The sequence below is a fragment of the Cryomorphaceae bacterium genome (genome assembly GCA_007695365.1).
Taxonomy (GTDB): domain Bacteria; phylum Bacteroidota; class Bacteroidia; order Flavobacteriales_D; family SKUL01; genus SKUL01.
Genome location: REDV01000093.1, coordinates 22,362 through 46,916, shown reverse-complemented (window position 1 = coordinate 46,916; position 24,555 = coordinate 22,362). Strand labels below are relative to the sequence as shown.

General features: G+C 49.4%; 13 protein-coding genes. 2 read left to right on the top strand and 11 right to left on the bottom strand.

Going from position 1 to position 24,555, the window contains the following annotated elements; all coding sequences use genetic code 11:
• Positions 1–266 precede the first annotated feature (266 nt).
• The 8 genes from EA392_09760 to EA392_09725 all read right to left on the bottom strand — a co-directional run bounded on the left by EA392_09760 (position 267) and on the right by EA392_09725 (position 18,652).
• Positions 267–2,510: a DUF1573 domain-containing protein gene (locus EA392_09760; GenBank protein ID TVR38506.1), complete on the bottom strand. Its 2,244-nt coding sequence runs from the start codon at positions 2,508–2,510 to the stop codon at positions 267–269.
• Positions 2,507–3,514, bottom strand: coding sequence for a type IX secretion system membrane protein PorP/SprF (locus EA392_09755; GenBank protein ID TVR38505.1), 1,008 nt, complete (start codon positions 3,512–3,514; stop codon positions 2,507–2,509). Before EA392_09755 ends, EA392_09760 begins: the two co-directional genes overlap by 4 nt.
• Complete coding sequence (locus EA392_09750) at positions 3,515–7,546, bottom strand: gliding motility-associated C-terminal domain-containing protein (protein TVR38504.1); 4,032 nt, start codon at positions 7,544–7,546, stop codon at positions 3,515–3,517.
• Between the two features lie 84 nt (positions 7,547–7,630).
• Positions 7,631–10,795, bottom strand: coding sequence for a hypothetical protein (locus tag EA392_09745; GenBank protein TVR38503.1), 3,165 nt, complete (start codon positions 10,793–10,795; stop codon positions 7,631–7,633).
• 10 nt (positions 10,796–10,805) lie between these two features.
• The gene (locus EA392_09740) at positions 10,806–11,774 is read right to left on the bottom strand and encodes a hypothetical protein (GenBank protein ID TVR38502.1); all 969 of its coding nucleotides are present in this window, start codon (positions 11,772–11,774) and stop codon (positions 10,806–10,808) included.
• A gap of 6 nt (positions 11,775–11,780) precedes the next feature.
• Positions 11,781–13,925: a hypothetical protein gene (locus EA392_09735; GenBank protein TVR38501.1), complete on the bottom strand. Its 2,145-nt coding sequence runs from the start codon at positions 13,923–13,925 to the stop codon at positions 11,781–11,783.
• Positions 13,925–14,839, bottom strand: a complete 915-nt coding sequence (locus tag EA392_09730; GenBank protein ID TVR38500.1) for a type IX secretion system membrane protein PorP/SprF — start codon at positions 14,837–14,839, stop codon at positions 13,925–13,927. Before EA392_09730 ends, EA392_09735 begins: the two co-directional genes overlap by 1 nt.
• Positions 14,840–14,854: 15 nt before the next feature.
• Complete coding sequence (locus tag EA392_09725) at positions 14,855–18,652, bottom strand: gliding motility-associated C-terminal domain-containing protein (GenBank protein TVR38499.1); 3,798 nt, start codon at positions 18,650–18,652, stop codon at positions 14,855–14,857.
• A 144-nt stretch (positions 18,653–18,796) separates the two neighbouring features.
• On the opposite strand from EA392_09725, the gene EA392_09720 reads away from it, so the two are divergent.
• Positions 18,797–20,947, top strand: a complete 2,151-nt coding sequence (locus tag EA392_09720; GenBank protein ID TVR38498.1) for a S46 family peptidase — start codon at positions 18,797–18,799, stop codon at positions 20,945–20,947.
• Positions 20,948–20,958: 11 nt separating this feature from the next.
• Complete coding sequence (locus tag EA392_09715) at positions 20,959–21,198, top strand: 4a-hydroxytetrahydrobiopterin dehydratase (GenBank protein TVR38497.1); 240 nt, start codon at positions 20,959–20,961, stop codon at positions 21,196–21,198.
• 48 nt (positions 21,199–21,246) lie between these two features.
• On the opposite strand, the gene EA392_09710 is transcribed toward EA392_09715, so the two are convergent.
• The 3 genes from EA392_09710 to dnaB form a co-directional block, all read right to left on the bottom strand.
• Positions 21,247–21,513 (bottom strand): hypothetical protein, encoded by a 267-nt coding sequence (locus EA392_09710; GenBank protein TVR38496.1) that lies wholly within the window; start codon positions 21,511–21,513, stop codon positions 21,247–21,249.
• Positions 21,513–22,772 (bottom strand): asparagine synthetase B, encoded by a 1,260-nt coding sequence (locus tag EA392_09705; protein TVR38495.1) that lies wholly within the window; start codon positions 22,770–22,772, stop codon positions 21,513–21,515. The genes EA392_09710 and EA392_09705 overlap by 1 nt, the downstream gene beginning before the upstream one ends.
• A gap of 131 nt (positions 22,773–22,903) precedes the next feature.
• The gene (gene dnaB / locus EA392_09700) at positions 22,904–24,460 is read right to left on the bottom strand and encodes a replicative DNA helicase (protein TVR38494.1); all 1,557 of its coding nucleotides are present in this window, start codon (positions 24,458–24,460) and stop codon (positions 22,904–22,906) included.
• Between the last annotated feature and the right edge of the window lie 95 nt (positions 24,461–24,555).

Here is a 24,555-nt window from a genome sequence, read left to right as displayed (position 1 = left end):
AAATGACAAGGGGGGTGTGATTGGGGTTTATAATTGGCTTTTTTAATTTTTGTCATTTCGACCGAAGCAGCGACGCCAGGAGCTGCGTAGCGGAGAAATCTATTATGAGATAAAAGTGTGAATTGAATGAGATTTCTCCACTCCGTGCTTCGTTCCTCAGCACTCCGGTCGAAATGACAAAGGGGTGTGATTGGGGGGGGACAATTGATCTGAATGCGGTGTCTCTCCGGAATGCTTCGGCGCCTCTTCCCTCAAGAACAAGCACCTCACTCAACCATCACCTCACCCGTTATCACCAACTCTACTTCGGCCGGGAAACCGTTGGTTAGCACGCGATAGCTCCACGAATTTTTACCTGTTCCGGGTACGCCCTCAAACAATACCTCAAAGTATGATTGCTCGCCAGGGGCTATTTCATGTGAGGGAAAGCGCAGGGAAGCACAGTCGCAGGAAGGAACGATATCCTTGATTTGAAGGGCCAGTTCACCGCGGTTGGTGAAATGAAAGCGATGGGTTATGGTGTCGGTGGGTTGCACGGCTCCGAGGTTCTGAATCATGGTGTTGAAGTGGATTTCCGCACGGGCGGTGTCGTCTGCAGCGCGCTCAACGCTCAGAATTTCAATTTTACGCTCAAGTGATGCGCTGCGCGAATACACGGAATTGCGCGTGTCGTGCAGATTGTCGCTCACCGACTTCTCCGCGCGGTATGCACCAAACGGAATGCGGATAAAGTTCAGCCGCCCGCCGTTGTCTGCTGTCCCTTCCATATACGGCACAAACACGCCCATATCATAAGCTTTCAAATAGTTTACCAGCGATTGAATACGACGTTGCGTAAGATTTACGTTGTAATCAGAGCGTGCCAAAGGACTCGCATATCCCTTGATGGTGAGGTCAATTTTGCGCCCTTTTTCCAATTCGCGCAACAGCAGTTTCGTAAAAAGCGCCAGGTGCTCTACGCCGAGATCTACTTTGTTCTCAAAGAAATCGGCCATATTGACGATGGCAGTTTCGCGCTCACCCTTTTTCAGCCCTGCGCTGTACTCTTCCTGATATAAGGGCAGCATGGCGCGATAGGCCAAATAGGTGTCCATGTAGTTTTGAGTGGTGGTGGTGTCCCACGACCTCGGGTTTGGAACATCGTTGTGAAAATACAGTGTTACCGGGAGGTAGTCGCTGAGTTGTTCCAGTGTTTCAATCACAGGAAGGGTATCGGTAACGGGGAAACGAAAGCGATAGATGTCGTTGCAGCAGGTTTCTCCTTTTTCTGCGAGCGACCCCTCGCGGTTACTCACCACAAAGCCTGTTTCATGTTCTGGCTGGTAGCGGTAATAAAGGTCGTTGGCCGGGCTGTTGAAAGGTGGGCGCATATTGCGCGGTGGTGACCATTGTAAGCCAAACCCCATACTTTCAAAAACATCCAGGCCACCCATGCCGTGGTGCCAGTCTGAACTGAAATAGAGGGTTTCGCTTTCGCCGTCGTACCACGGGCTCACATCGTTGTCCATGGAGTTGATTTCTGGCCCCAGGTTGAACACATCGCCAAAGCGCAGATTGCCGAGATGCTCAGCGTAATACAGGTCTAATTTGCCGTAGCCACCCGGGCGATCGCTCGAAAAAAACAACCATTCCTTTCCGCGAGCACGGGCAAAAGAGGCTTGAGTGTTTCGGCTGTCCGCAGCGTTGATTCCGCGTATTGTTTGAACTTCACCCCAACCGCTATCTGTCATTCGCGCCCCCATGAGGTTGCACACCATACTATCATTACATTGCGTAAAAACCATCCATTTGCCGTCTGCGCTGATGGCTGGATTAGCAGTGTGGTATCCGGAGCGGTTCAGCGCAGTGTCGAGCTCCGTAATCTCCAGCCAATTGCCGTTTTGCCCTTCAGCGTAAAACAGCGTGATTTCGTAGCGCTTGCCAATTACCTGTCGGTTTTTATCCAGCTCGCCTTTAAGACTGGCAAAGTATAGGTTGCCTTTTTCATCCAGCAGCGGACTGTATTCTGCATCATATGAATTGACCGGCTCAGGTAGGTGGTCGAAAAGCACATTGACCCGCTGTTCAGCAAACACCACCGCCGAATCGCAAGCAGCCATTTCCTGCTGAGCTTTCAGATAGTAATAGCTCTTTCGATCGTTGCGGTGCATATTGGAAACCGTCTTCCACATCTTTTTCGACTCTTTGTATTTACCGTTGTGCTTGAGCATGGTGGCGAGCCAGAAAGGTCCCTCGGGATAAAGCTTGCCGCGGTCTTTGCGATAAATCTGCTGGTAGTAGTGTTCTGCCCGCGCATAGTCGTTGTATCCGCGGAGCGCCTCGGCGTATTTCCACAGTAATTTACTTTGAGAGCTGTCTATGTCAAGGGCTTTGCGGTAATAGCGTGCAGCACCATAGTGATCGTTGATGTCGGAAGCCAGATCACCCCATTTTTCGAAATCTCTTTGGGATTGTGCTTGTAAACCCCAGGCCATCAAGACCAATAGTCCGGTGAAGAGCAGGTTTTTCACAGAAAGTCAGGGCAGGATTTGTGAATAACGCGGCGTATTTTCTGCTGGCGGAAAATGTAAATGGCCGAAATCTCAAAACCTCCGCGGTAGTTGCTGGCCACGTTAAGTTGCGAGAAATTGATGTCATAGCTCACACCCACTTGCCAGTTGTCGTATTCAAGGCCGGCCGTCAGAAAACCGGCATCGCGTGTTCGTCCGTGCCAGCCCAGAAACACAGCGCGGTACACCCCGGGATAGTCCTTCAGGATATAGCGCCCCATGGCCCCCAATGTAAACTGACGATGCGGCCCCTGGTGCATATAAAGGATAGACGGCAGTACATCTATTTTGTCTGTTACTTCCCATTCGGCTGATGCGTGTGCCGTCCAGCGCACGTCGAGTTTGATTTCGGGGTCGTTGTAGAAACTCTGCCGCGGCCTGCTGATATTGTGCAATGCCACCCCCCCGGTAATCATTTTTCGGTGGGCCACTTTCCAGAAGTACGATGCACCGAGATTGAGGTTGAGATAGGTACGTGCTTCGCGAGCAAATGCTTCACCGGTGGCTGAGTTGGGGTTGAAAATCCCGTTGTTGTACTGTTGGTCGAAATAGAGGTCTTCGTAATTGATTTTTCGGTGGGTGAGTCCGGTTTGCACCCCAAATGCGATGCTGTGAAGCGAGTCGCGGCTTACCGGCAGAAGGTAACTCGCGGCCAGGTTGAGTTGAAAAGTGCTGAGCTGTGAGTCTCCGGCTTTATCTGAGTACATGGAAAGCCCGGCGCCGAGGTTCTTTATGTCGAGCGGCTGCCGCGCATCTACCGACCCTCCTGTGGTTTGATAGGGTTGTGTAACAGAGCGCCATTGGGTGCGGTGGTTGGCCACAAAGCGGTAATCACCATCGAACTGACCCGCCATAGCCGGATTGAGATTCATGGGCGAAAAATTGAACTGCGAAAAGTGGATGTCCTGGGCGCGCAGTTGCCATCCCATAAAAAGCAGCGATATCAGTACTACGGCTTTTCTCATCTAGCGGATCACCGTTACGTTGCCTTTGTCGAAGAAACTCTGCCCGTCGCCGCAGTCTACCTCCAGGTGATACACAAACACAGCGGGGTCTACATCCTTGCCCCGGAATGTGCCGTCCCAGCCGATACTCTGGTCGCGGGTTTCAAAAACCAGTTCGCCCCAGCGGTTGTAAATGGCAAGGTGCATGTTTACAATATTGTCGCCGCGCAGAAAGAGCACATCGTTGTTTCCATCGCCATTGGGGGTAAAGGCGTTGGGAAGATAGATGTTTGGCATTCCGCAGATGAAATCATACACCTGAATAGTTACTGAGGCGCTGCTGCGGCATTCTCCCCATGGGCCAGAGTCAATAATGGTAACGGTGTAGGTGGTGGTTTCTTCCGGACTGGCTATGGTGCTGGCCGCAAAAGGGTTTTCCAAACCGTCCTGAGGACTCCACACATAGCTGAAATTCTCATTAAAGGGTATGGCCGAAATCTCACTTGTACCACCCCCCGGAATCACATTTGGGTCTGCAATGGCTGTTGCGCCATCCGCGAGCAAATCCGATACAAAAACCACCGTACTTTGGGTAAATGTACACCCGTCTTCGGTGGTTATGAGCGCTTCGTACACAGTAGTTTCATTGGGGCTGACGGTGATGGTGGATGTGCCATGACCGGAAATAATTTCCTCTTGGGGCGACCACTCAAAACTCAGTTCCACGGATGGGATGAGATTGATGGCTTCAATCTCCAGTGAATCACCTGAGCAAATCAAGAACTCGGGGGGCAGTTCTGCGCTTCCGCTTACCACAAACACTGTAACCTCTCCGGTGCGTACGCAGTTGCCGTTTATCGCTTGCACGTAATAAGTGGTGGTGGATTCTGGCGATACATTGAGTAGGTTTTCTCCACCGGGATTGAGCGGGTCAGAGAAATCAGGGCTGAGCGACCACGTGATGGACTCAGCCTCAGGAGAAAAAGCCGCAATGGTTGCTACCTGATCTTCATTGCATATGGTAGTGTCCTGCGATAGTGTGAGGTTGAGTGCGTCTGCTTCAACCAGCACAGAATCGGTGAGGAGGCAGTTGTTTTCGGTGAGCACGGATATGCTCACGTAGTAGCTGCCACCGGCAATAAAGGATGCGTTTTCTTCGCCGTCCGGACCCACCAGCCCAGCAGAGGGAAACCAGTTGATCTCAGTAAAGCCAATGGCAGGTGTGAGGTTGATGGCACTCATATTCAGGGTGTCGCCATCGCACCCTGCGTCTGAAACCAGCTCCAGACCAATTTCAGGGGCTGGGGTAACGGTTATACTTTCGGTGGTTTCGCAAAAGCCGTTGCCCACTTTAATGTAATAGGTTGTGGTTTGATTGGGGGATACGGTGATGGTGCTATCAAGTGGCCCGGCATTTAGCTGATCGGAAAAATCGGAATTGGTACTCCAGTGAAATTCAGTGGCAGTTCCTGATGCATCGGCGGTAAGTACGATGGGTTCGGGTTCGCAGAGGTTGATATCTTCGAAAGGTTCAAGGAGCAGAAGGGGGAAAATCTCAATGGTTTGAGTAACGCTGTCGGCCTGGTTGCAGGTTTCGGGGTTGAATGCCACCAGTTTCACTTCGTAGGTTCCCGGCTCGTTGAGGCCAAGGTCGGGGGAGGTTCCTGTTGCAACTTCTTCTCCGTTCACATACCATGTGAGGGTGGTGGCACCGGTACTTTGGTTGGAAATGTTGGGCGTGTCGGGGAGGCAAACATCGGTGGCCGAAAACTGTGCTATGGTAATGGGCAGGGCAAAGTCGAATTTGAAAACCCCGTTGTTGCAGTTGTTGCTGTTGTTGGTGGGCGACCATGCGTCGGGAGGGAAAATAGGAAAATCGTTGTTGTTTCCACAGCCCGCACAAACCGACTGATAAATACGACCGCTTCGGTCAAAGCGACTGGTTCCGCCGTCCACATGCTCATTGCTGACGGGGCCTCCGAAAAACGAGGCATAGGTGATTTCTGATGCGTCTTCTTCCATCACCATGATATAGAAGTCGCTGCCGTCCGTAGTGCTTTGAAAGGCATCGGGTGTGGTGGGAAGCCCTGTGGTGAAGCCTGTATTGGGGTTGGACGAGACATTGGTTTGACCTCCCCAGCCGCTCAGGTAAATCTTACGGCATACGTCCACCAGAAAAGCGGCCGGCGATAGATTGGGATTTGAGTTAATTCCGCTCCCGAACCGCGTACTCCAGACAACGCCGCTCAGATCGGGTTCAAATTTCGCTACGAGCATTCCGCCGTTGTTCACATTGTAGACGGCATTTTCAATAAGCGCTCCGGCCGGGCCACGCGTCTGCCCATAAACATACACATTGTTGTCGCTATCGAGCTCTGTAAAGTAGAGCTGGTCGTATTGGTTGGTTCCGTAGTAAGTGGAGTGAAGTAAAGTGCTAAGGTCGTTGTTGAGAATGGACACGTAGCCGTCAGCCGCTCCACCGGCAAAGGAGTTGGCAATGGTGCCGGGAGTGGTGGGAAAGTTGGTTGAGACCGTTCCTCCGCACACCACAATATTGTTGTCACTGTCCACATCTACCGAATAGGTTGCGTCAGCTTGCATTCCACCCAGAAACGTTCCGTATATCAGGTTGCTGAGGTCGGGAGTGAGTTTCACCACACAGCCATCCTGACCGCCTCCGATGGTGGTTTGGTATGCTCCGGGTGTTACAGGAAAGTTGTTGCTCAGCGTTGAGCTGGCAATGATGACGTTGCCATCGTTGTCGAAAAGGATTTCGCCGCGCATTTCGTCGGCGTAGTTGAATTTAAGTGCTGCGCTGGTGTTGAGGCCATCGTTGGCGGTTCCACCGATAAAGGTAGAGTTAAGCAAAGCTGTTCCATTGGCATTAAAACGAGACACGATGATGTCGCAACCGTTCACATAGCTCACACCAATTCCCGAAGGAGTAAAAGCTGTACCACCGGCAAATGAAGGCTGAAAAGAGCCCGCAGTAGCGGGGTAGTTGGGCGAACTTGTTGTTCCGTAGAGGTAGAGTTCACCCGCCTCGTTTACGATGAGGCTGTGAGGTAATTCATCGCTCGAGCCTCCGATGTATGTGGAGTAAACGAGAAAAGTTCCGGTGGTGTCGTACTTGGTAATCCCGATATCTGTACCCACCAATGCGCCCTGCCCGGTTCCTCCTGCCCAAGTGGTTTGATAAGCGCCCACGGTGGTGGGGTAACCGTTTCCGAAGATGGAGCTTCCGGAGTACAGAAAACCTTGTGCGTCGTAGGTGGCGGTAAAGCCAAAATTATCGGCCGTTGAGCCGGAGTATGTTGAGAACTGTAATTCCGGGTCAATGACAAGGGCAAAATCGGGGTGAACGTAGCCGGTAACGTTGAACGACAGGATGTTTCCATCCAATTGATAGGCGCAATCTACAGGTGTCATTTGCCCGTCAATCATTTGGTAAGCAAAGGGTTTTTCCTCAATGATTTCGTTTACGCTGGTCTTGACGTGCAGCCTGCCTTTTTTGATTTTGAGTTGATCTACGCCTTCGTAGTTAAGACGGATATGTTGCCATTGTCCACCGGGCTTCACCACAAAGTCGTACTTCACATTGGAGCCGTGTCCGTACACTTGCAAATCGGTGTTGGGGTAGAGGTCGCGAAGAATCATTCTGTCCCACGCACGAGCAAAACTGGCCCATTTGGCGGGGTCGTTTCCAATAAAGTAGTTAAAGTAGTCTTTGGAGGCACCCTGCTTATCGAGGGTTGGGGTTTGCGCACCTTCAAACCAAACGCGGTAAGCATGTCCGCGGATGTAATCTTCCAAAGGTTTGGCAATGGGTTCACCGATGTGTTCCTGGTGTCTGCGGAAAAGGTATTCAGAATCCAGAAAATTCAGGGTAAAGCGGTCGGCTTCCAGGTAAAAGCTTCCGGCGGGCAAATCGGCCCGAAAAAGGACTTCATCCTTCCATTGACCCTTGTTTTCAACGAAACGCACGGTGGTTTCCTGCGCCAACAGAGGCAGCATTGCCCAGGAAAGGCACGCAGCAAGCAAGAACCGTCGCATTTGACTAAGGTAAGCATTTTGTTAAAATGTCTTATTGTGCGGCGATTTTTTTCCTGTCCGGATAAAATTACGTGTTTTGCGGAGCTAGAACTTGAGGCCAACCACCAGAACATCATCTACCTGTTCGTGGCCATTTGACCATGAGGCAAATTGAGCAGCGATGGCTTCTCCTTGATCCTTGCTCGGCAGTGAGCCCACGGTACTCAGGGTGTTGAGGAAGCCGCTGCGCTTAAGTTTTTTACCGTGTTCACCCCCAAACTGATCCTGGTAACCGTCGGTAGCCAGGAATAGTGTCTCGCCGGGGTTCATCTGGCGTTCGCGCATGGTGAAGTGTTTTTCGCGCCCCAGGTGATTTCCACCGATCGGGTTGCGGTCGCCTTCAATTTTTTCGATGCCATTTGCTGTTCGGATATACACGTGACTCATGGCCGCGCACAGTCGCAGGTAGTGAGTTTTGAGGTCAATTTCGCAAACCACAAGGTCCATTCCGTCCTGAGGCCCGTTGCTGAAATTGGTTTGTTGAAGTAGGGTTCGCAGTTCTTCATCGAGCAACTTCACCACCTTATCCGGCGACCGAACTTCCTGCTTGCCTGCAATACTGCTCATTTTGGTAGATCCAATCATACTCAGCAGAGCACCTGGCACACCGTGGCCTGTGCAATCGGCTACACTGATTAGAAGTTTGTCGCCAAATTGCCTGAACCAGTAGAAGTCGCCGCTCACAATGTCGCGGGGTCGGTAAAAGATAAATGAGTCGGGAAAACTTTCTTTCAGGAGTTTTTCGGGTGGCAGGGTAGCATCCTGAATTTTTTTGGCGTAGTGGATACTGGCGGTAATGTCTTTGTTTTTGCGCTCAAGCTCCGCGCTTTTTGCCTGCACCTCACGTGTTCGAATGTTAAGGGTTTTTTTGAGGTACTGACGCACAAGTTTTTGTCGTCTCTCACGAATCTTTATAATCATGACGACCAGTACTATGGCCGATGCAATGGCGGTAAGTATGAACCATGCGCGCTGCCAGAATGGTTTTTGAATGAACAGGTGAAATTCGGCGGCGCCCAGTGATTTGATACCGTCACTGTTAAAAGCAACTACTTTGAATGTGTAGGTGCCCGGATCAATCTTACTGTAGTAGGCTTCGTTTTGTGTGGTTATTTCGTGCCAGTCGCGGTCATGACCTTCCAAAATATACTGGTAGGTTACAGCGTCGCTTTTGCGGAAACTGAGACCCAAAAACTGAAAACGCGTACGGTAGTGACCAAAGGGAAGTTCTGCACTCAGTCCGGTAAAGAAGTCGTCTTCAATCTGTACGGTTTCTATATTGATGATGGGCGGTATACTGTTTTTTAAGTCTTTTGATGGGTTGTAGCGCAGGTAGTTCTTGTTGGTTCCGAACCAGAGTTGCCCAGCAAGGTCATAGAATGTTGCGTTGGGTAGAAAGTCAAACGCCAGGTCTTCCTCGCGCCCCATGGTTACCAGATGATCACTGGCCGGGTTGTAACAGCTTAAACCTCCTTTGTGGCCAATCCACACCTTGTTGGAATGGTCCACTTCAATGCTGTAACAGAAATTGGATTTCAAACCGTGGCTGCTGTGATTTACGGTGTGTACCTGATCATAGTCAAACACAAATACCCCACCGCCATTGGTTGCCAGCCAGATGTTTCCGTGAGAGTCTTTGGTTATGTCTGTCTGATCGTGCACACGCATTTCCTCGCTCAATGCAATGTTTACGATATTGCCGTTTTTGATATAGCTGAGGTATGCACTGGCCGTGCAGTACCAAAGATTGTTTTTCTCATCCAGGTACAATGACCTTACTACGTTGTGCTCCAGTCCATTGCTTTGGTTGTAGTATTGAATTTCACGGGTGCGAAAATCCAGGGCGTAGATGCCGTTTTTGGTTGCGATCCAAATGTTTTCCTCATTTCCTGTGATGTCATTAATGTGTTGGCTAAGAATATCTTTCGATAGTTCAAAAAATTGAAAAACGGAGTCACTCGGATTTTTCATGAACAATCCGGATGTGGCGTTTCCAGCCCACACCCGGTTGAGGTGATCCACAAAAACTGCGTTGTACATCCCGTTTTTGAGCCCATGGTTTTCACCGAAACGTATGGGTTTTCCATGTTGTCCCTGCTCAACCTTCATCACTTCGTTTTCCAGGCCAAACCACATGTCTTGATTGTTGCCATGTATGGAAGATACGGCTCCTTCTTCACCGCTGGGGTGCTGATAAAACACAAATGCGTTGTTGGTGAGGCTGGAAATTCCGCCGCTATTGCGGTTGCCTCCAAATTTGCCGGCCCAAAGATTGCCCTCCCTGTCGCGGAAAACGGTTTTAATTTCGTCTGATTCCAGGCCGTTGCTTTTGTCAAAGTGACCGATGAGTCGGAACTCGTCGCCTGCCGGATTGAGAGCCAATTGCAAGAGCCCTTTGCCAAAAGTAGCCACCCAAAGGTTGTTGTCGTCATCCTCAATAATGTGCTGAATGTTGTAGCGGTCAAGTCCTAATTCAGGAGCGATGTGTTCTACAACAATGCGGTTGTTGTTTCGGATTTGCAGGCGGTAAGCGCCTTCGTCTTCGGTACCTATAAAGTATTGCCCGTGAATACTGCCTTTTGTGATGCAATTGACCCGTGTAAAAGGGATGTCGTCCACTACATCAATGAATTCTGGCTCATGGCTATTGGCGTTGATGCGGTAGAGATACAAGCCCTCGTGGGTTGCTACCAACATTTGTCCGCGGTCGGTAATCTGAAAATCAAACAGCAGAAGTTGAGCGAAAGGAGAGGTGAGAGGGGTCATTTCGCCAGAGCTGTTCATCCGAATCATTCCGCTGTGCTGCGACATTATCCAGGTGTTGCCTGACAAATCCTCGCGTATAGCCCTGATTAAACTGTTAAAGTGCTTGCCTGTTTGAATTTTCTCAAACACACCGTCTCGCATTACCGTGCAGCCGCCTTGTTTGTGTCCTAGCCAAAGGTTACCTCCGGAGTCTTTGTAGATGGTACTCACAAAATCTTCGGTAAGACCATCAGCTTTAAAATAGCTCTGAAACCTGAACCCATTGAATCTGCAAAGCCCTTCGCCGGTAGCCACCCACAAGTATCCTTTTTCGTCTTGCTCAATATCGTACACAAAGGGATGCGACAGCCCGTCTTCAGCCGAGAAACTTCTGAAGCTGTATGACTGTGCACCGGCGGAAAGCGCCAGTAGTAAACATCCTGATATAGCTAAAAGCCTGAGCAAAGGTTTGTGGTTATCGTTTCACAGCCTGAATACTGGGTTGGTATTTGGGGATGCCCCCAATCGGCACCGTGTAAAATGGTAGAAACTCTCCATATTGGTTTCTTACGGAGATTACCACGTTGTTGTTCCGAATTGTGTTGCGACTTTTGATGAATTGAATGTCGAGCGATGAATTGTGTTCACGGTCAACGATTTTGTGTTCACTGTGCTTCCACTCATTGTCACCGGAAACCTCAATGTCGAGTCCGGGTTTGGCTTTGGAAACAATTTTAATAACGCCGTCATTGTCCCAATCAAAGTTGGATTGCTTCACGGAAATGACCTTGTCGTCAATAAAGGGGTAGATATGCGAAACCTGAGAGGGGTCGTCGTGCAACCTGAAGGTGTATTCAAAGGTAAAGGCGTTACCTCCTTCAATGGCCTCGTTTTGGTCGGATTTGCTGCTCAAAAAGTAGCGGTATAAGTTGCCATCATCACCGGAAATTCCTTCGGCAATTACCTTAAAAACATAGCCTCCGTATTTCTGAACGAGTTCCCCCTCGGTTGGGTTAAATGGCCCGAAGGTGTACCACTCATTGTCGTACTTTTCAGACTCAGCGAAAATTTTAGACGCCAGCAGATTGCCGCTTTTGTAATTGCCCACAGGGTCGGTGCCGGTTGCGTCGGGGTGGGTAATGCACTCTTTACCACCGTACACCGAAAAACGGGTTTTGGTGTTCCAGTCACCTTTCTGTTCGTCGTGCAACCCACCTACATCAGGGTCAAATACGCGGATGTAAATGGGAGTGAGGTTTTCTTCGGGCACCACAAAAAAGAAGGTTTGTGAAAAATCGTCGTCGCCCCAGCTTTTATCACTTTGGGCCCCGAATGTGACGAGAAACGGAATGTTTTCCTCAACGGCAGGTACCGGTTGAGCTATTGCATCTTGTTGATGAATCAATAGAACAATGAGTAAAAGGGGTGGTAATATTCTTTTCATGACGATTTATTTCTTGGTGCGTTCAAGCACTTTAAACTCAACTCTTCGGTTTAGCTGGCGGCCGCTTTCTGTGCGGTTGTCGCCCAATGGTATTTCAGACCCGTAGCCAATGCCCACGAGTCGGCTGGCGTCAATGCCCTGTTGTTCCAATGCCTTGATTACTGCCAATGCTCTTTTTTGGGATAACTGGGTGTTAAAGGCATCTGAGCCGGTATCGTCTGTATGGGCACCCACAATCATGTTGATTTCAGGGTAGTCCAGGAGCAAACGGGTAATTTTACCTATGGTTGAATGTGCGGACTCCGGTATGGCAGCAAGGCCTGTTTCAAAGTGAATGAGGCCGGTGCGGAACACGGCCCGGTTGAGGTTGCTGAGATCTATTTCGTCTATCTCATCAAGGTCGTACACATGCTCAGGTAAGTAGGCCTTTACACTCGCCTCATTGTAATGGATGCTTTTCACGTATGCATAGATGGGGTAGGTGTCTTTCAGTTCGCGCTCAGCACCCACTGCGTAGCTGAAAATACTATCTGCTGAAACGTAGTTTTCAATAATGTCGTACGCCTCCCGAACCTGGTCAAAGTACTCGTCGAGGGTTGATAAGCGCTCCTTACTCTTGGTGATTTCCACACGATACACGGCGTCTGCAGGCACATTGTTGTACACACCCACTGTATCATTCGTGCTTTTAAGGTAAGCCAGCAAGGGGTCATTCTTTTGCTGTGGACCGGCAATGGCTTTGGGCTCGGCAGTAACGAGGAGATTACCTTCTATCTCTTCCGTAACGAGGATGGGCTTCATGATACAAGCCTGCTGAACTACGCCGGCTGCATTCGACTCACTTCTCACACCCAATACCACATTTTGTACTCCCGGTTCATAAAAAACGTGCTCTATGGCAGCGCCTTCCTTGTAGGTGCCGTCTTCAAAATACCAGTGGTACGTATTTGCCTTAAGACCTTGAATATTGGTGTGTAAGCCGTCGAGTTTCAAAGTTTCACCCGGTAGTATACTGTCGGCCGAGTTGATAAACACTTGCTCGATATCTTTCACTTCCAGTTCATAACTTGCCTGACTGAAAAACAAATCGCCGGTAAGGGTATCTACAACGTTCAGCAACACAGTGTACTTTCCGGGATGTTGGTAACAGTGGTCAGCTTCGAGGCCTCGGTATTTCGTTCCATCGCCCATGGCCCACTCATACTGCAAAGGCAGTGAATCTATGTTCATGGTTGCGGCGTCGTAAAAGAGATAGCAATATGAATTTTGCTGAAGGGTATCACAGTTTTCAAAAACAGGCCGAACCATTTGTATGGTAAATACATCATCCTGACCATTTCGGCCGGAGCTGAGGTATCCTGCGCTGTTATCGGCACTCAGGTACAATGCGTAATCGTCAAACGCTGAATTGAACGGATCTGAAAGCAGTAATGTGTTGCCTTCGCTGAAGTGGTAAATATCCAGTCCGCCCATTCCACCCGGCCGATTGGAAGCAAAGTACAGGCTGCCGTCAGGGTGTGCAAAGGGAAAGAGCTCGCTGTGGGGTGTGTTGACATCGGAGCCGAGGTTGCGGGGAGTGCTCCATTCGCCTTCCAGAAATGTGCTGGTGTAAATATCCGCCCTTCCGAGACCATCGCTAAAATTGGCTGAGAAGTAGAGGGTATTTCCGTCTGCGCTGAAGGTCGGGTGTGCTACATGACAATCAGGGTTGTTGTGCTCAAAGGCCTTGGGATCCGACCATTTGCCGTTGTCTTGAAGAGTGGAAATGAAAATGCCGAGAACCGGACCTTCATTACCCTGGTAGCTCATGGTAACATACATTTCGCGCTTATTCCGGAATGTAGCAGGGCCAAAATCAGTGTGGAGGGCCTTTTCAAACGGGAATGCTTTGGGCATCCCGTACTTGCCGAATTGCTTAACCGGAGCAATATAGAGGCTCGTCAAGGGCATTTCATTGTTGGCGTTGATGCGCGAAACGACGATATCATTGCGTTTGTTGGAACAGAACACCACGGTGTCACCAAAGGGTATAGCAGCAAAATCGGAATGGCTGCTGTTGAGCTTTGAGGCAGGTTTCACCTCGTAATTTTCCTGTGCCATCACAGCGGTGAAGCAAAAGCAAAGGGCGATATAAAAGATAACAAACCTCATCAGAAAAACCTTGGATCCATTGATTTTACCCGGAAACCGAATTCGTATTGAAGCCCTATTTCGTGCGAGCCACCACTGTACATTCTGAACATGTTCAGGGCGTAGTCATAAGCATAACCAATGCGGAACTGGTCGTTGATCTGAAATTCGAGCAGTCCCACAACCGCTTCTTTGTGGCGGTATGAAACCCCAATCCAGAATCTGTCGCGGTAAATCAGGTTGCTGTTGAGGTCAAACTGGTGTGTACCGGATGGTGTGAAGCGTATCAGTGTGCTAGGCTTGAGTTTAAAGTCTTCGTTGAGGTCAATGAGATACCCCCCGTGAAGGATGTAGTTGTAATGACTCGGGTCGCTGCGCATGCTTACCCGGTCATTGGTGAAATGGTACTGCCGTCCGGCAAATGTGGGTACCGAAAATCCGGCAAAAAATCGCTTGTTACTGTAGTACACACCGGCCCCGAAATCGGGCTGAAAATGACTTTGCATATCGCCGGCAAAAACCAAATCGTTGCCGTCGGCGGTGGTGAGTTCGCTATAGCGCGCGCTGAGCATATTTCCGCCAGCCGACAAACCAAAGGCTAGTTTACCTGTTCCCATGTCAATACGGTAAGAAACCTGCCCCGAAAAAGCCACCGATTGCGTAACTCCGATGTTTTCGCGGTTGAATAACACCCCCGCTGATAGTGCCTTGTCTTTGATGGGAGCATGCGCCGATACTACCTGCGTTACGGGTGCACCGTCAAAGCCAACCCACTGATTGCGGTACATGGCGTTAACGGTCATCACATCGCGGCTGCCGGCATAAGCAGGGTTGATAACCAGTCCGTTTAGCATGTATTGGCTGATCAGCGGACTGTGTTGCCCGAAAGAAGTAAGGGTGCAAAGCAACCCCAGGTATGTGAGTAGGTTTCGCATGGTTGGTGCGGGTCCTTAGCGCTGTAGTACGATGAATCCTTTTAAAGGTTCCGCCAGATGGGGCGTTTCAAGTACGTAGAAGTAAGTATCGGGCGGAAGGTCGTTTCCGTTTTTGTGTCGGCCGTCCCATTGGTTCTGGTAGTCGTTGCTCATGAAAACTTCGTCGCCCCAGCGGCTCATCACCTTTAATTTTACGGGTGATAGGGCGGATATCCCCTTGATTTCATAGAAGTCATTTACATTATCGCCATTGGGTGAGAATGCATTGGGTGCTTCAAGCGGGTTTACGTGCACAATAAGTTTGTCGCTCACAGTGGGGCATGGGCCGTTGCTTATGGTCCAGAGAAGTAAATTGGCTCCGGCAGAAAGGTTGCTTACCAAGGTGTTGGGGGTATTCGGGTTGCTGAACTGAATCTGGTTGTTATCGCCAGCCGACCACATTCCTTCTCCTGCTGTGGGTGGCAGGGCCGAAAGCTCAGTGGATGTAGCAATGTTTAGGTATTGGTCGGGACCTGCGTGGGCTTCATGGATCGGCTCGTAAAAGGTTATACTGTGCACAGTGGTATTGCTGCAAACTTCGTTGGTGGCCGTGTATTGAATAAGGTGTTCCCCGAAGGAAAGTGCCAGCATTTCGGTCATACCTGATTCCTCTGAAATCTCACCAATCAAGAGTTCGTCGGGTACAAGCCATTCTCCACCCGACGGGCTGCCGAGCAATGCTACTTCTGACCCGCACACCTGGCTCTCACCTGAAATCGCCGCCTCCGGTGTTAGAATCACTGTCAGAAGCTGGGTGTTGTCATCTCCGCAGCTACCTTCCTCAGGACTGTATGTGATGGCTACCTCACTTCCTTCGAAAAGCGACGGGTTCAGAATGCTGCCCGGATTTCCGTTGATAAACCATGTGCCTCCGGTCAGCCCGGGGTTTATTTCGTCCAAATGAAGGTTTTCATCATCACTGCACAGAAATTCAGGTATTTCGAACTCAGTTTCGGTGTAAGGGAATACTGATACGGTGGCAATGTTGCTCAGAACTGAAGGGCAAACCTCAGCTTCAACTTTTACGCGGAACTGCGTGGTTATCTCAATATTTTGGAAGCTATAACTTTCCTGGTTGCTTTCAATCACCTCAAAGTCGGCAAATGCATTGGTGCTGATTTCCCACCGGGATACGGGCGCTGTATTACCACTGAGTGAAATGGTTCCTTGGTTGGCACCGGTACAAACTTGCGCATCTGGGCCCAAAATGCCTGCTGCTGGTGGCTGCTCAACATGGATCATCACAGCGTTTGATGTATCATTTCCACATACTCCCGATACTACGGTTGCCCAGATATTCATGTTTTGCGAGATATTTTCAATCTCACAATTCGCTTCTCCCGATTGAAGACTTTCGATTATACCGTTACTGTTTTCCACCCACCAGGTAATGTCTGAACCACTTGTGCCGTCAAGGTTGAGAAATACAGTGCTTCCCGCGCACAAAAGCGTATCGGAAGCAAAGAGATTTCCTGCTGCAGCCGGTTCATCCACCTGAACCATCACCACTGAGGTGTCACCTCCGCAAATTCCCATAGCACTTTGCGTTACCCACAACAGGGGGTAGCTGTTTCCATGTTCGAAACCTGTTGCAACAGCAAAGTGGTTGAAGGGGTCGTTCACGTTAATTCCCACAGGCGCTAACCAATAGCCCACTCCAAAAAGCACCGAATCGGCCTGAAGCTGAACTTCTGTATCGCAGATCAGAATATCCTCACCTGCGTAGGCTGTCTCGGGCGTATCCAGGGTTACACTCCATTCGGCATTGTATGACGTGCCGCACAGTCCGTTTCCCGTTGTGAGTGTAAGAAAATAGGTGCCGGGGGTTTCAGCGCTGAATTCGATTGCCGGGCTGGTCGAAAGCAGTTCATTGGCATCGTTGGTCCAATGAGTGAAGAAGTTGTCGTTTTCGTTGTCTGGAGCTTGAAGGCTCACACTTAAGCCGCAAACGGCTGTGTCGCCGGCCGCTGGTGGTGCTGGTTCAGGGATCATCCAAAACAAGATAGATTCAGCCTCAGCTAATTCGTTCAATCCACAAATCGCATCTCCAACAGCAAGGAAAGAAATGGTGGTGATGTCTTGCTCAATGGTGAAAGACACATTGTAGTTGTTTTCAGTAATTCCCTCAACAGTGATGTCTCCTGATCCGTCGTTAAACACAAGGGTAAAGGGAGGGTTTCCTATAAAGTCAACGTTGATTGTGCCTTCGCTTCCTGCACACACAAAACCACCGCCGCTGAATTCAGCCTGAACGGGAGGTGATACTTCTATCGTAGCCGCATTACTGGAGTCAACCAGACATTCGCCCGAGGTAACCAATCGTTTGTAAAATGTGGTTTCGAAGATTGCAGGTGGCTGGTAGTTCATTTGGTTAGATTGACCTGAAGCCAGTTCCCACTCTACACCATCAGTGCTCACAATCCAGTTTACAGCGTAATTGCCTGTACCTCCACTCGGAAAGGCTCCTGCTAGCAATGAAGGGGTTTCTCCTTCGCAAATGAGCTGATTGGCCGAGATGGTGTTGCTGGTAATTTCAGGATGATCGTGCAGAGCATAAACAGCCGTAAAAACCGCAGGGCAGCCATCATTTTGAACTTCTGCCTTGATGTATTGATTCTCGGTAAATACATCGGGTTGAAAAGTGTCCTCAAATACCTCTAGCGGAGTCCATGGGCCATTGGGTTGTGCAGCAATATGCCAGTTCACAACGGCACCTACGTAGTTTTCAAGCGTAAGGAGCTCTGGCACATCGCCGGGGCATAGGTGTTGCACGTTGGTTTCGTTTTGAAAGTTGCCTGCAGAGGATTGAGCAAATACCTGCACTTGCTGAGTATTGCTATAGGTGCTGACGCATGCCCCGTTTTCTACTCGTACCCTGTATGTTGTGGTGCCGGGGTTTGGTGTGACGTTCAGAATGCTGAGGCCTTCACTACCCGGAACGGGTTCAAAGCCTGTTCCGTTGGGTGATTGCTCCCATTGGGCAATTTCTCCGACGTAGCCGGTAAGTTCTAGTGAAATGGTTTCATCTTCCTCACAGAAGCTGCCACCGCCGGTCAGAATTCCGCCAATAGCAAGATTGTTGTTGATGATGAACAAAATGTTGCTGGTGTCAGCATCGCAGGCAGGAGGATTTACAATGCGACGAAGATATAAGTGATTGTTGCCGAGCTGGGGGGAAATACTGATGTTCTGCAAATTGCTTCCGCTTCCAATAAGCTGCCAACTTGTGCCGTTGAGACTCATTTGCCACAAGTAGAAGTTGGCGTTTGAGCCGTTGCCGGGATGAGTGCCTGTAACTTCAAGCACACCGGAAAAATCGCAATCAAAGCTGGTTACATCGCTCGATATGGTGTTGGATTGCACTGGTTGGATCACCGGTACATTGTATACAGGCGAATAGAGAACCGGACATTCGGCCAGATCGGTGCCGCTATTTGACAGAATGGCTCTTACAAATTTGTTTGCCACGAAACCTGCCGGAAACGAAATGCTTGTTTCGCCATTGAGAATTTCTTGAACCGGTCCGATACTAAAATCCAGATGATCACTGACCGCCCATCCAATTACCGGCAAATTATCATCGGTTACGGCGAAAATCACTCCTTCATTTTCGCACAAAGGAATAGCGGGAGTGGAAGAGATGCTGACATTGGAATCTACGCAATTCCCATTGGGTGCAGACCAAGCGGCTTGAGTCAAGACCAAATTGCACCCCATGATAAGGAGTTTTGCAAATGAGTGGCTTAGGTGTTTTGTGGTGTTGCGGAACAGCATGGTTGGGCTGATTATTGCTTTGCCTGTGTACGCGCGGACTCCGTGATTGTTACATTTTTCAATGTGGCGAATACCAGAGCACACCTCTGAAGTTGGGTTTTTGGAGGTTATATTTGTCGCTCTTCACTCAAAACTCTGTAAGGCATGAAAAGTGTTGCTACCTGGTTAACGGTATTTCTTGTGGGTTTAACCTTCATTGTCAGAGCCCACGAAGGAATGTGGATTCCGATATTGCTGGATATTGACAATATGCAGCGAAATGGTTTAAAGCTCTCAGCAGAAGATATTTTCTCGGTAAACCAGGCCAGTTTAAAGGATGCTATCGTGCATTTTGGCGGAGGTTGCACCGCTGAGGTGATTTCTGAAAAAGGCTTGATTTTGACCAATCATCACTGTGGTTACGGTGCGGTTCAGCGCCTGAGTAGCGTTGAGAACGATTACCTCAAGGATGGTTTCTGGGCGATGGATCACAGCGGTGAGTTGCCCTGCGCAGGCCTTACTGCTTCGTTTGTGGATCGGATTGAAGATGTTACGGATGAGGTACTGGAGGGTATTACCGATGAGACCGATATAGCTGAACGAAACCTGCTTATTGCCATGCGAAGCGCTCAAATTGCATCCCGCTCCACGGATGGTCCGGCGTACTCTGCTGAGGTGAAGCCGTTTTTTCACGGCAATCAGTACATCCTCATGGTGAAGAAAACCTTCAACGATGTGCGTCTCGTTGGCACACCACCATCATCCATCGGGAAGTTTGGCGGTGATACCGATAACTGGGTGTGGCCCCGGCATACCGGAGATTTTGCCATGTTCAGGATTTACGCCAACGCCGATAATGAGCCTGCAGATTACGCCGCCGATAACAAACCCTACACGCCTGCGCACAGCCTACCTGTTTCCATGAAGGGAGTGAAAGAAGGCGATTTTACCATGGTGTACGGGTTTCCGGGGGTTACGGAGCAATACATGATGAGTACAGGTGTGGAGTACGTTACTGAGGTGGTAAACCCCATCCGCATTGATATGCGCGAAAACAGCCTGCGGGTTATCGACGCAGCAATGGCTTCATCCGATGCGTTGCGGATTCAGTACGCTGCGCGCCAGTCGCGTATCAGCAATGCCTGGAAAAAATGGATTGGCCAGAATATGGGCCTGGAGCGATTCAATGCACTGGACAAAAAACGAAACTTTGAGGAGGATTTCAGAAGCAAAGCGGCCGGAAGCGGAAATGATGCATACCAGGCTGTATTACCGATGCTGCATGAACTGCACACCGAAATGCGTCCCTACCAACTTGCGCGCGATTTGTTTATTGAAGTGGTATTCTACGGTCCACAAATCATTGATTTTTCGCGTAAGCTCGATGGCTTGTTTACGGCCATTGAAGAAGGAGCGGAGCCCGATGTAATAGAATCTGAGCGCCAAAAGGCCGTTCGCGCAGCAAAGCGCTATTTTAAGGATAGCGACCATAATGTAGAACGCGAGGTTTTTGAAGTGGTTATTGAGCGTTACATAGGAGCTATGGATCCGGAATTGTTGCCGGAAAAGGTCAAAGAAATCCGAACGCGCTACGGAGGCAACGTTTCTGCCTACGCCGACCGCATCTATACCAAATCGATGCTCGCCAATGAAGACGCTCTGGTAAAACTGTTGGAGTCTGGCAGCCCTAAAAAAATACTGAAAATCAAATCAGACGAAGCCTATTTGCTGGGTCAGTCGTTTTTTATGGGTTTCAATGAGCAAATCCGACCTCAATACGACGCCATGCAGGCCGTGTTGGCCGAAGCCATGCGTATCTATGTAAAGGCGCAGATGGAGCTCTTCCCCGATAAAACCTACTGGTCTGACGCCAATAGCACCCTGCGTGTCACTTATGGAAAAGTAGAAGGGTGTATTCCGCAAGATGGATTGGCTTATTTGCCTCACACCACCATCGAGGGGGTGATGCACAAGTACAAACCGGGTGATGTAGAGTTTGATTTACCGGAGCGCCTGGTTCGCTTGTACGAAGAGAAAGATTTTGGCCCTTACGCTACCAATGGTACGCTCAACGTAGCATTTCTGGCCTCTAACCATACCACCGGCGGTAACTCGGGCAGCCCGGTAATCAATGCCAACGGCGAACTGATTGGCCTCAATTTCGACCGGAGCTGGGAGAGTACCATGAGCGACATCATGTTTAATCCCGACATATGCCGGAACATTTCGGTTGATGTGCGTTATATTCTTTTCGTGGTTGATAAATTTGCGGGAGCAAACTGGTTGATTGACGAAATGAAACTGGTACACAACTAACACATTGACCCATGGTTCAAGACTGGAATAACGAAAACAATACCCTGGTAAGGGATTTTAAATTCAGTAATTTTTCTGAGGCCTTTGCCTTTATGACCCGCGTGGCTATGCTCGCCGAACAGCACAACCATCATCCTGACTGGAACAATGTGTACAATCGGGTTCAGATAAAACTATCTACCCATGATGCGGGCAACGTAATTACCGAAAAGGACGAGAAATTGGCAGAGGCCATCAATAACTTACTCTAAGTGAAATTTCCCTTTCCTACGTCTTCCGAAAAAGCTCCACGAGCAGGGTTAAAATAGAAAACCCGCAAGCGAATAGAGCACCGCAAATCCTGAAGCAGCCAGAATCCTTGTAATGTCGCGCTGCTTTGAATCAAAAATCAACATCAGAAAGGGGTATAATGCAGAAATAACGATCCTGTCTGTTCGCCAGGGTTCTTCATTCATGATGTTGGAAAGCGTGTTAACGAGCCATACGGTGGCAGCACTCAAGACTATGGCAATAACAGATGCCAGAATGGTAACAGGCAGTTTCTGCATTTTGCTAGTTACTGCCATCAGGTCTTTTGTTTCTGCTTACGCGCTGCAGGAAAAAGAATGTTATTGAGAATCAGTCTGTAGCCTGGCGAGTTGGGGTACAGGTTTAAATCGGTAGGCGGGTCGCCAACAAGATGCCGGTAGTCTTCCGGGTCGTGCCCACCGTAAAATGTCCATTGCCCTTTGCCAAATTCCCCGTGAATGTACTTGGCGGTTCCCAGTGCTTTGGATTCACCCAGTATCAGAACATCCGACTTGATGTACTTTTTGTTGAATGAAGTGGTTTGACCCATAAAACCTTTAATGACGCGTTGGTGATTTTGTGTGAGCATGGTAGGAATGATATCCCACTTAGCCGAAAAATCAAACAAGGTAAAAAGGTCGCTTTGCTGGGGTGTGCGCGAGTGGATGGTTGTTCCGTCAATGGTTGAAAACTCATAGACGTAGGGGTCCATTTCAAGCTGAAAATCTTTGAATGCAAAGGTTTGGCTGAAATCTAGTTTGCTTTGAGCTGCGGGGTCCGCGGGGTCACCGTCGAACATAGACTCCACAATGTCAATATTCATTGCTGAGAGTGCTATGTCATATGTATCGGTTCCTGAGCACATCGTAAAGAGGAAACCACCACCAGCCACGTACTCGCGTATTTTGAGTGCTACATCGCGCTTAAGTTCAGATACTTTGGCGTAACCTAAAGCCATTGCATCGGCTTCGGCCTCCTGCACTTGCTGGCGGTACCATGGTGCGTTTCGGTAGGCACTGTAAAACTTACCGTACTGTCCGGTAAAGTCCTCATGGTGAAGGTGCAGCCAGTCGTATTTGTGTAGCTCCATGTTGATGATTTCCGTATCGTAAATAACTTCATACGGTATCTCAGCGTAGGTTAATACCAGCGTAACAGCGTCATCCCAGGGCAGTTTGCTCTTTGGGGAGTACACGGCTATTTTGGGTGCTTTCTCCAGCTTTACCACCTCCATGTTTACTTCGGGGTCTGCTATTTCGCGTAAGATGGCAGCTGCTTGAACATCGGCAATTACCTGGTATGTAACGCCCCTGATAATACATTCTTCTTCAAGACTGGGTAGGTGCTGAATCATAAAACTACCTCCCCGGTAGTTTAAAAGCCATTCAACATCCACATCGTTTTGTAGCACCCAATAGGCAATTCCGTAGGCTTTGAGGTGATTTTTCTGGGTGTCGTCCATCGGAATGAGCAACTTGGCCGCAAACAGATTTACGGAGAGCAGGACCCACACCACAATCAATATCCACTTTTTCATAGGGTAATCTTCGGTTTTCCTGTTTTCAAAACGCCCACAGAAGCAAAGTATTTTCTCAAAGGCATTCAGAAACCGAAAGGTACAAAATACCGGCCAAAGTATGCAGACTGACAGGCCGTCAGAAAGTGGGCTTAGTTGAAGCTGTCATCCAGGTCAATACCAAAATCATCATCGTCGTCATCATCCAGCGAAACATCATCCATACGCGAGGGCCGTGTGATGGTGTTGGGCGTATCAAACTCGGTGTTGGGTTTGATATTTCCTTGCTGGTCAAAGTCATAACTCTCCAGGTTATCGAATTTGGCAAGGTGGCCGATAAACCGCAGCTTCACATTGTCCAAACCTCCGTTACGGTGCTTGGCCACAATGATCTCTCCGATGCCCAGTGTCGATTCACCGTTTTCGTCCTGGGTAATGTTGTAATATTCGGGGCGATAGACAAAGGTCACAAGGTCGGCGTCCTGTTCAATGGCGCCCGATTCTCTGAGGTCAGAGAGCTGAGGTCGTTTGTCTCCTCCACGCGTCTCAACAGACCGGTTCAATTGCGATAGGGCAATGATGGGCACGTCAAGTTCCTTGGCCAATCCTTTCAGCGAGCGCGATATAGTGCTGATTTCCTGTTCGCGATTACCACCGTTTTTACTGCTATCTCCTCCTGCCGTCATCAATTGCAGGTAGTCAATAATGATGAGTTCGATACCGTGCTGAGCTTTGAGTCGTCGGCATTTGGCGCGTAATTCAAAAACCGAAAGGGCCGGAGTGTCGTCAATAAAGAGGGGTGCTTCAGACAGGCGGTTGATGCGAGAGTGAAGCTGGTGGTACTCGTGCTCTTGCAGGGTTCCTTTCCGGAGTTTTTCTGCTGATATTTCCGATTCGCTGGCAATCAAACGGTTTACAAGCTGCAATGAAGACATTTCCAGTGAAAACACAGCTACCGGCCGTTCAAATTCCACGGCTACATTTCGCGCCATCGAGAGAACAAAAGCGGTTTTTCCCATACCCGGTCGACCCGCCATGATAATAAGGTCGGATCGCTGCCAACCGCCCGTCAGGCGATCCAGGTTGGTAAAGCCTGTGGGCACTCCGCTCAAACCGCCGTCCTTCTTACCGGCTTCCTCAATTTGCTTGATGGCTTCGGCCATCAGGTTTTGCATCTTGCTCACGTCCTTTCGGATGTTGCCCTCGGCTACTTTGTAGAGGCTTTGTTCAGCCTTGTCGAGCAGGTCAAATACATCGGTCGTGTCGTCAAAAGCCTCGCGAACTATGTCAGTAGAAATGCGAATGAGCTCACGCAGGATGTACTTCTGGGCAATGATTCGGGCGTGAAACTGAATGTTGGCGGCCGATGCAACTTTATTGGTGAGTTGGCTTATGTAATAGGGGCCGCCTACGTCGTCCAGGTGAGCGTTCTTTCGAAGCCGGTTCGTTACGGTGAGAATGTCGATAGGCTCGGTGTCGGCAAACAGCTCTTTGATGGCAGTAAAAATCTTTTGATGTGCCTCACGGTAAAAGCTCTCCGCCGATAGAATCTCAATGGCATCGTTCACCGCATTTTTCTCGAGCATCATCGCACCTAGTACAGCCTCTTCCAACTCTACGGCCTGAGGTTGGAGTTTGCCACCATCCACCATGGATACAGCTGCCATTTTACTTCCTTTCTTATTCTCAACTACTTCCAGTTCTGCCATGGTTTCTTCTTTTTCCGGCCCAAAATTATACTTGCTTCACCATCCGGTTTCGCATTCCTGTTTTTGATTTGACAATGTTTTCAAGACGGGTTTTG

Excerpts from the sequence above, each read along its gene's own strand:
- EA392_09730 (TVR38500.1), bottom strand. The coding sequence starts at position 14,839 with ATGCGAAACCTACTCACATACCTGGGGTTGCTTTGCACCCTTACTTCT.
- EA392_09735 (TVR38501.1), bottom strand. The coding sequence starts at position 13,925 with ATGAGGTTTGTTATCTTTTATATCGCCCTTTGCTTTTGCTTCACCGCT.
- dnaB (TVR38494.1), bottom strand. The coding sequence starts at position 24,460 with ATGGCAGAACTGGAAGTAGTTGAGAATAAGAAAGGAAGTAAAATGGCA.
- EA392_09705 (TVR38495.1), bottom strand. The coding sequence starts at position 22,772 with ATGAAAAAGTGGATATTGATTGTGGTGTGGGTCCTGCTCTCCGTAAAT.
- EA392_09710 (TVR38496.1), bottom strand. The coding sequence starts at position 21,513 with ATGGCAGTAACTAGCAAAATGCAGAAACTGCCTGTTACCATTCTGGCA.
- EA392_09740 (TVR38502.1), bottom strand. The coding sequence starts at position 11,774 with ATGAAAAGAATATTACCACCCCTTTTACTCATTGTTCTATTGATTCAT.
- EA392_09755 (TVR38505.1), bottom strand. The coding sequence starts at position 3,514 with ATGAGAAAAGCCGTAGTACTGATATCGCTGCTTTTTATGGGATGGCAA.
- EA392_09715 (TVR38497.1), top strand. The coding sequence starts at position 20,959 with ATGGTTCAAGACTGGAATAACGAAAACAATACCCTGGTAAGGGATTTT.
- EA392_09725 (TVR38499.1), bottom strand. The coding sequence starts at position 18,652 with ATGCTGTTCCGCAACACCACAAAACACCTAAGCCACTCATTTGCAAAA.
- EA392_09750 (TVR38504.1), bottom strand. The coding sequence starts at position 7,546 with ATGCGACGGTTCTTGCTTGCTGCGTGCCTTTCCTGGGCAATGCTGCCT.
- EA392_09720 (TVR38498.1), top strand. The coding sequence starts at position 18,797 with ATGAAAAGTGTTGCTACCTGGTTAACGGTATTTCTTGTGGGTTTAACC.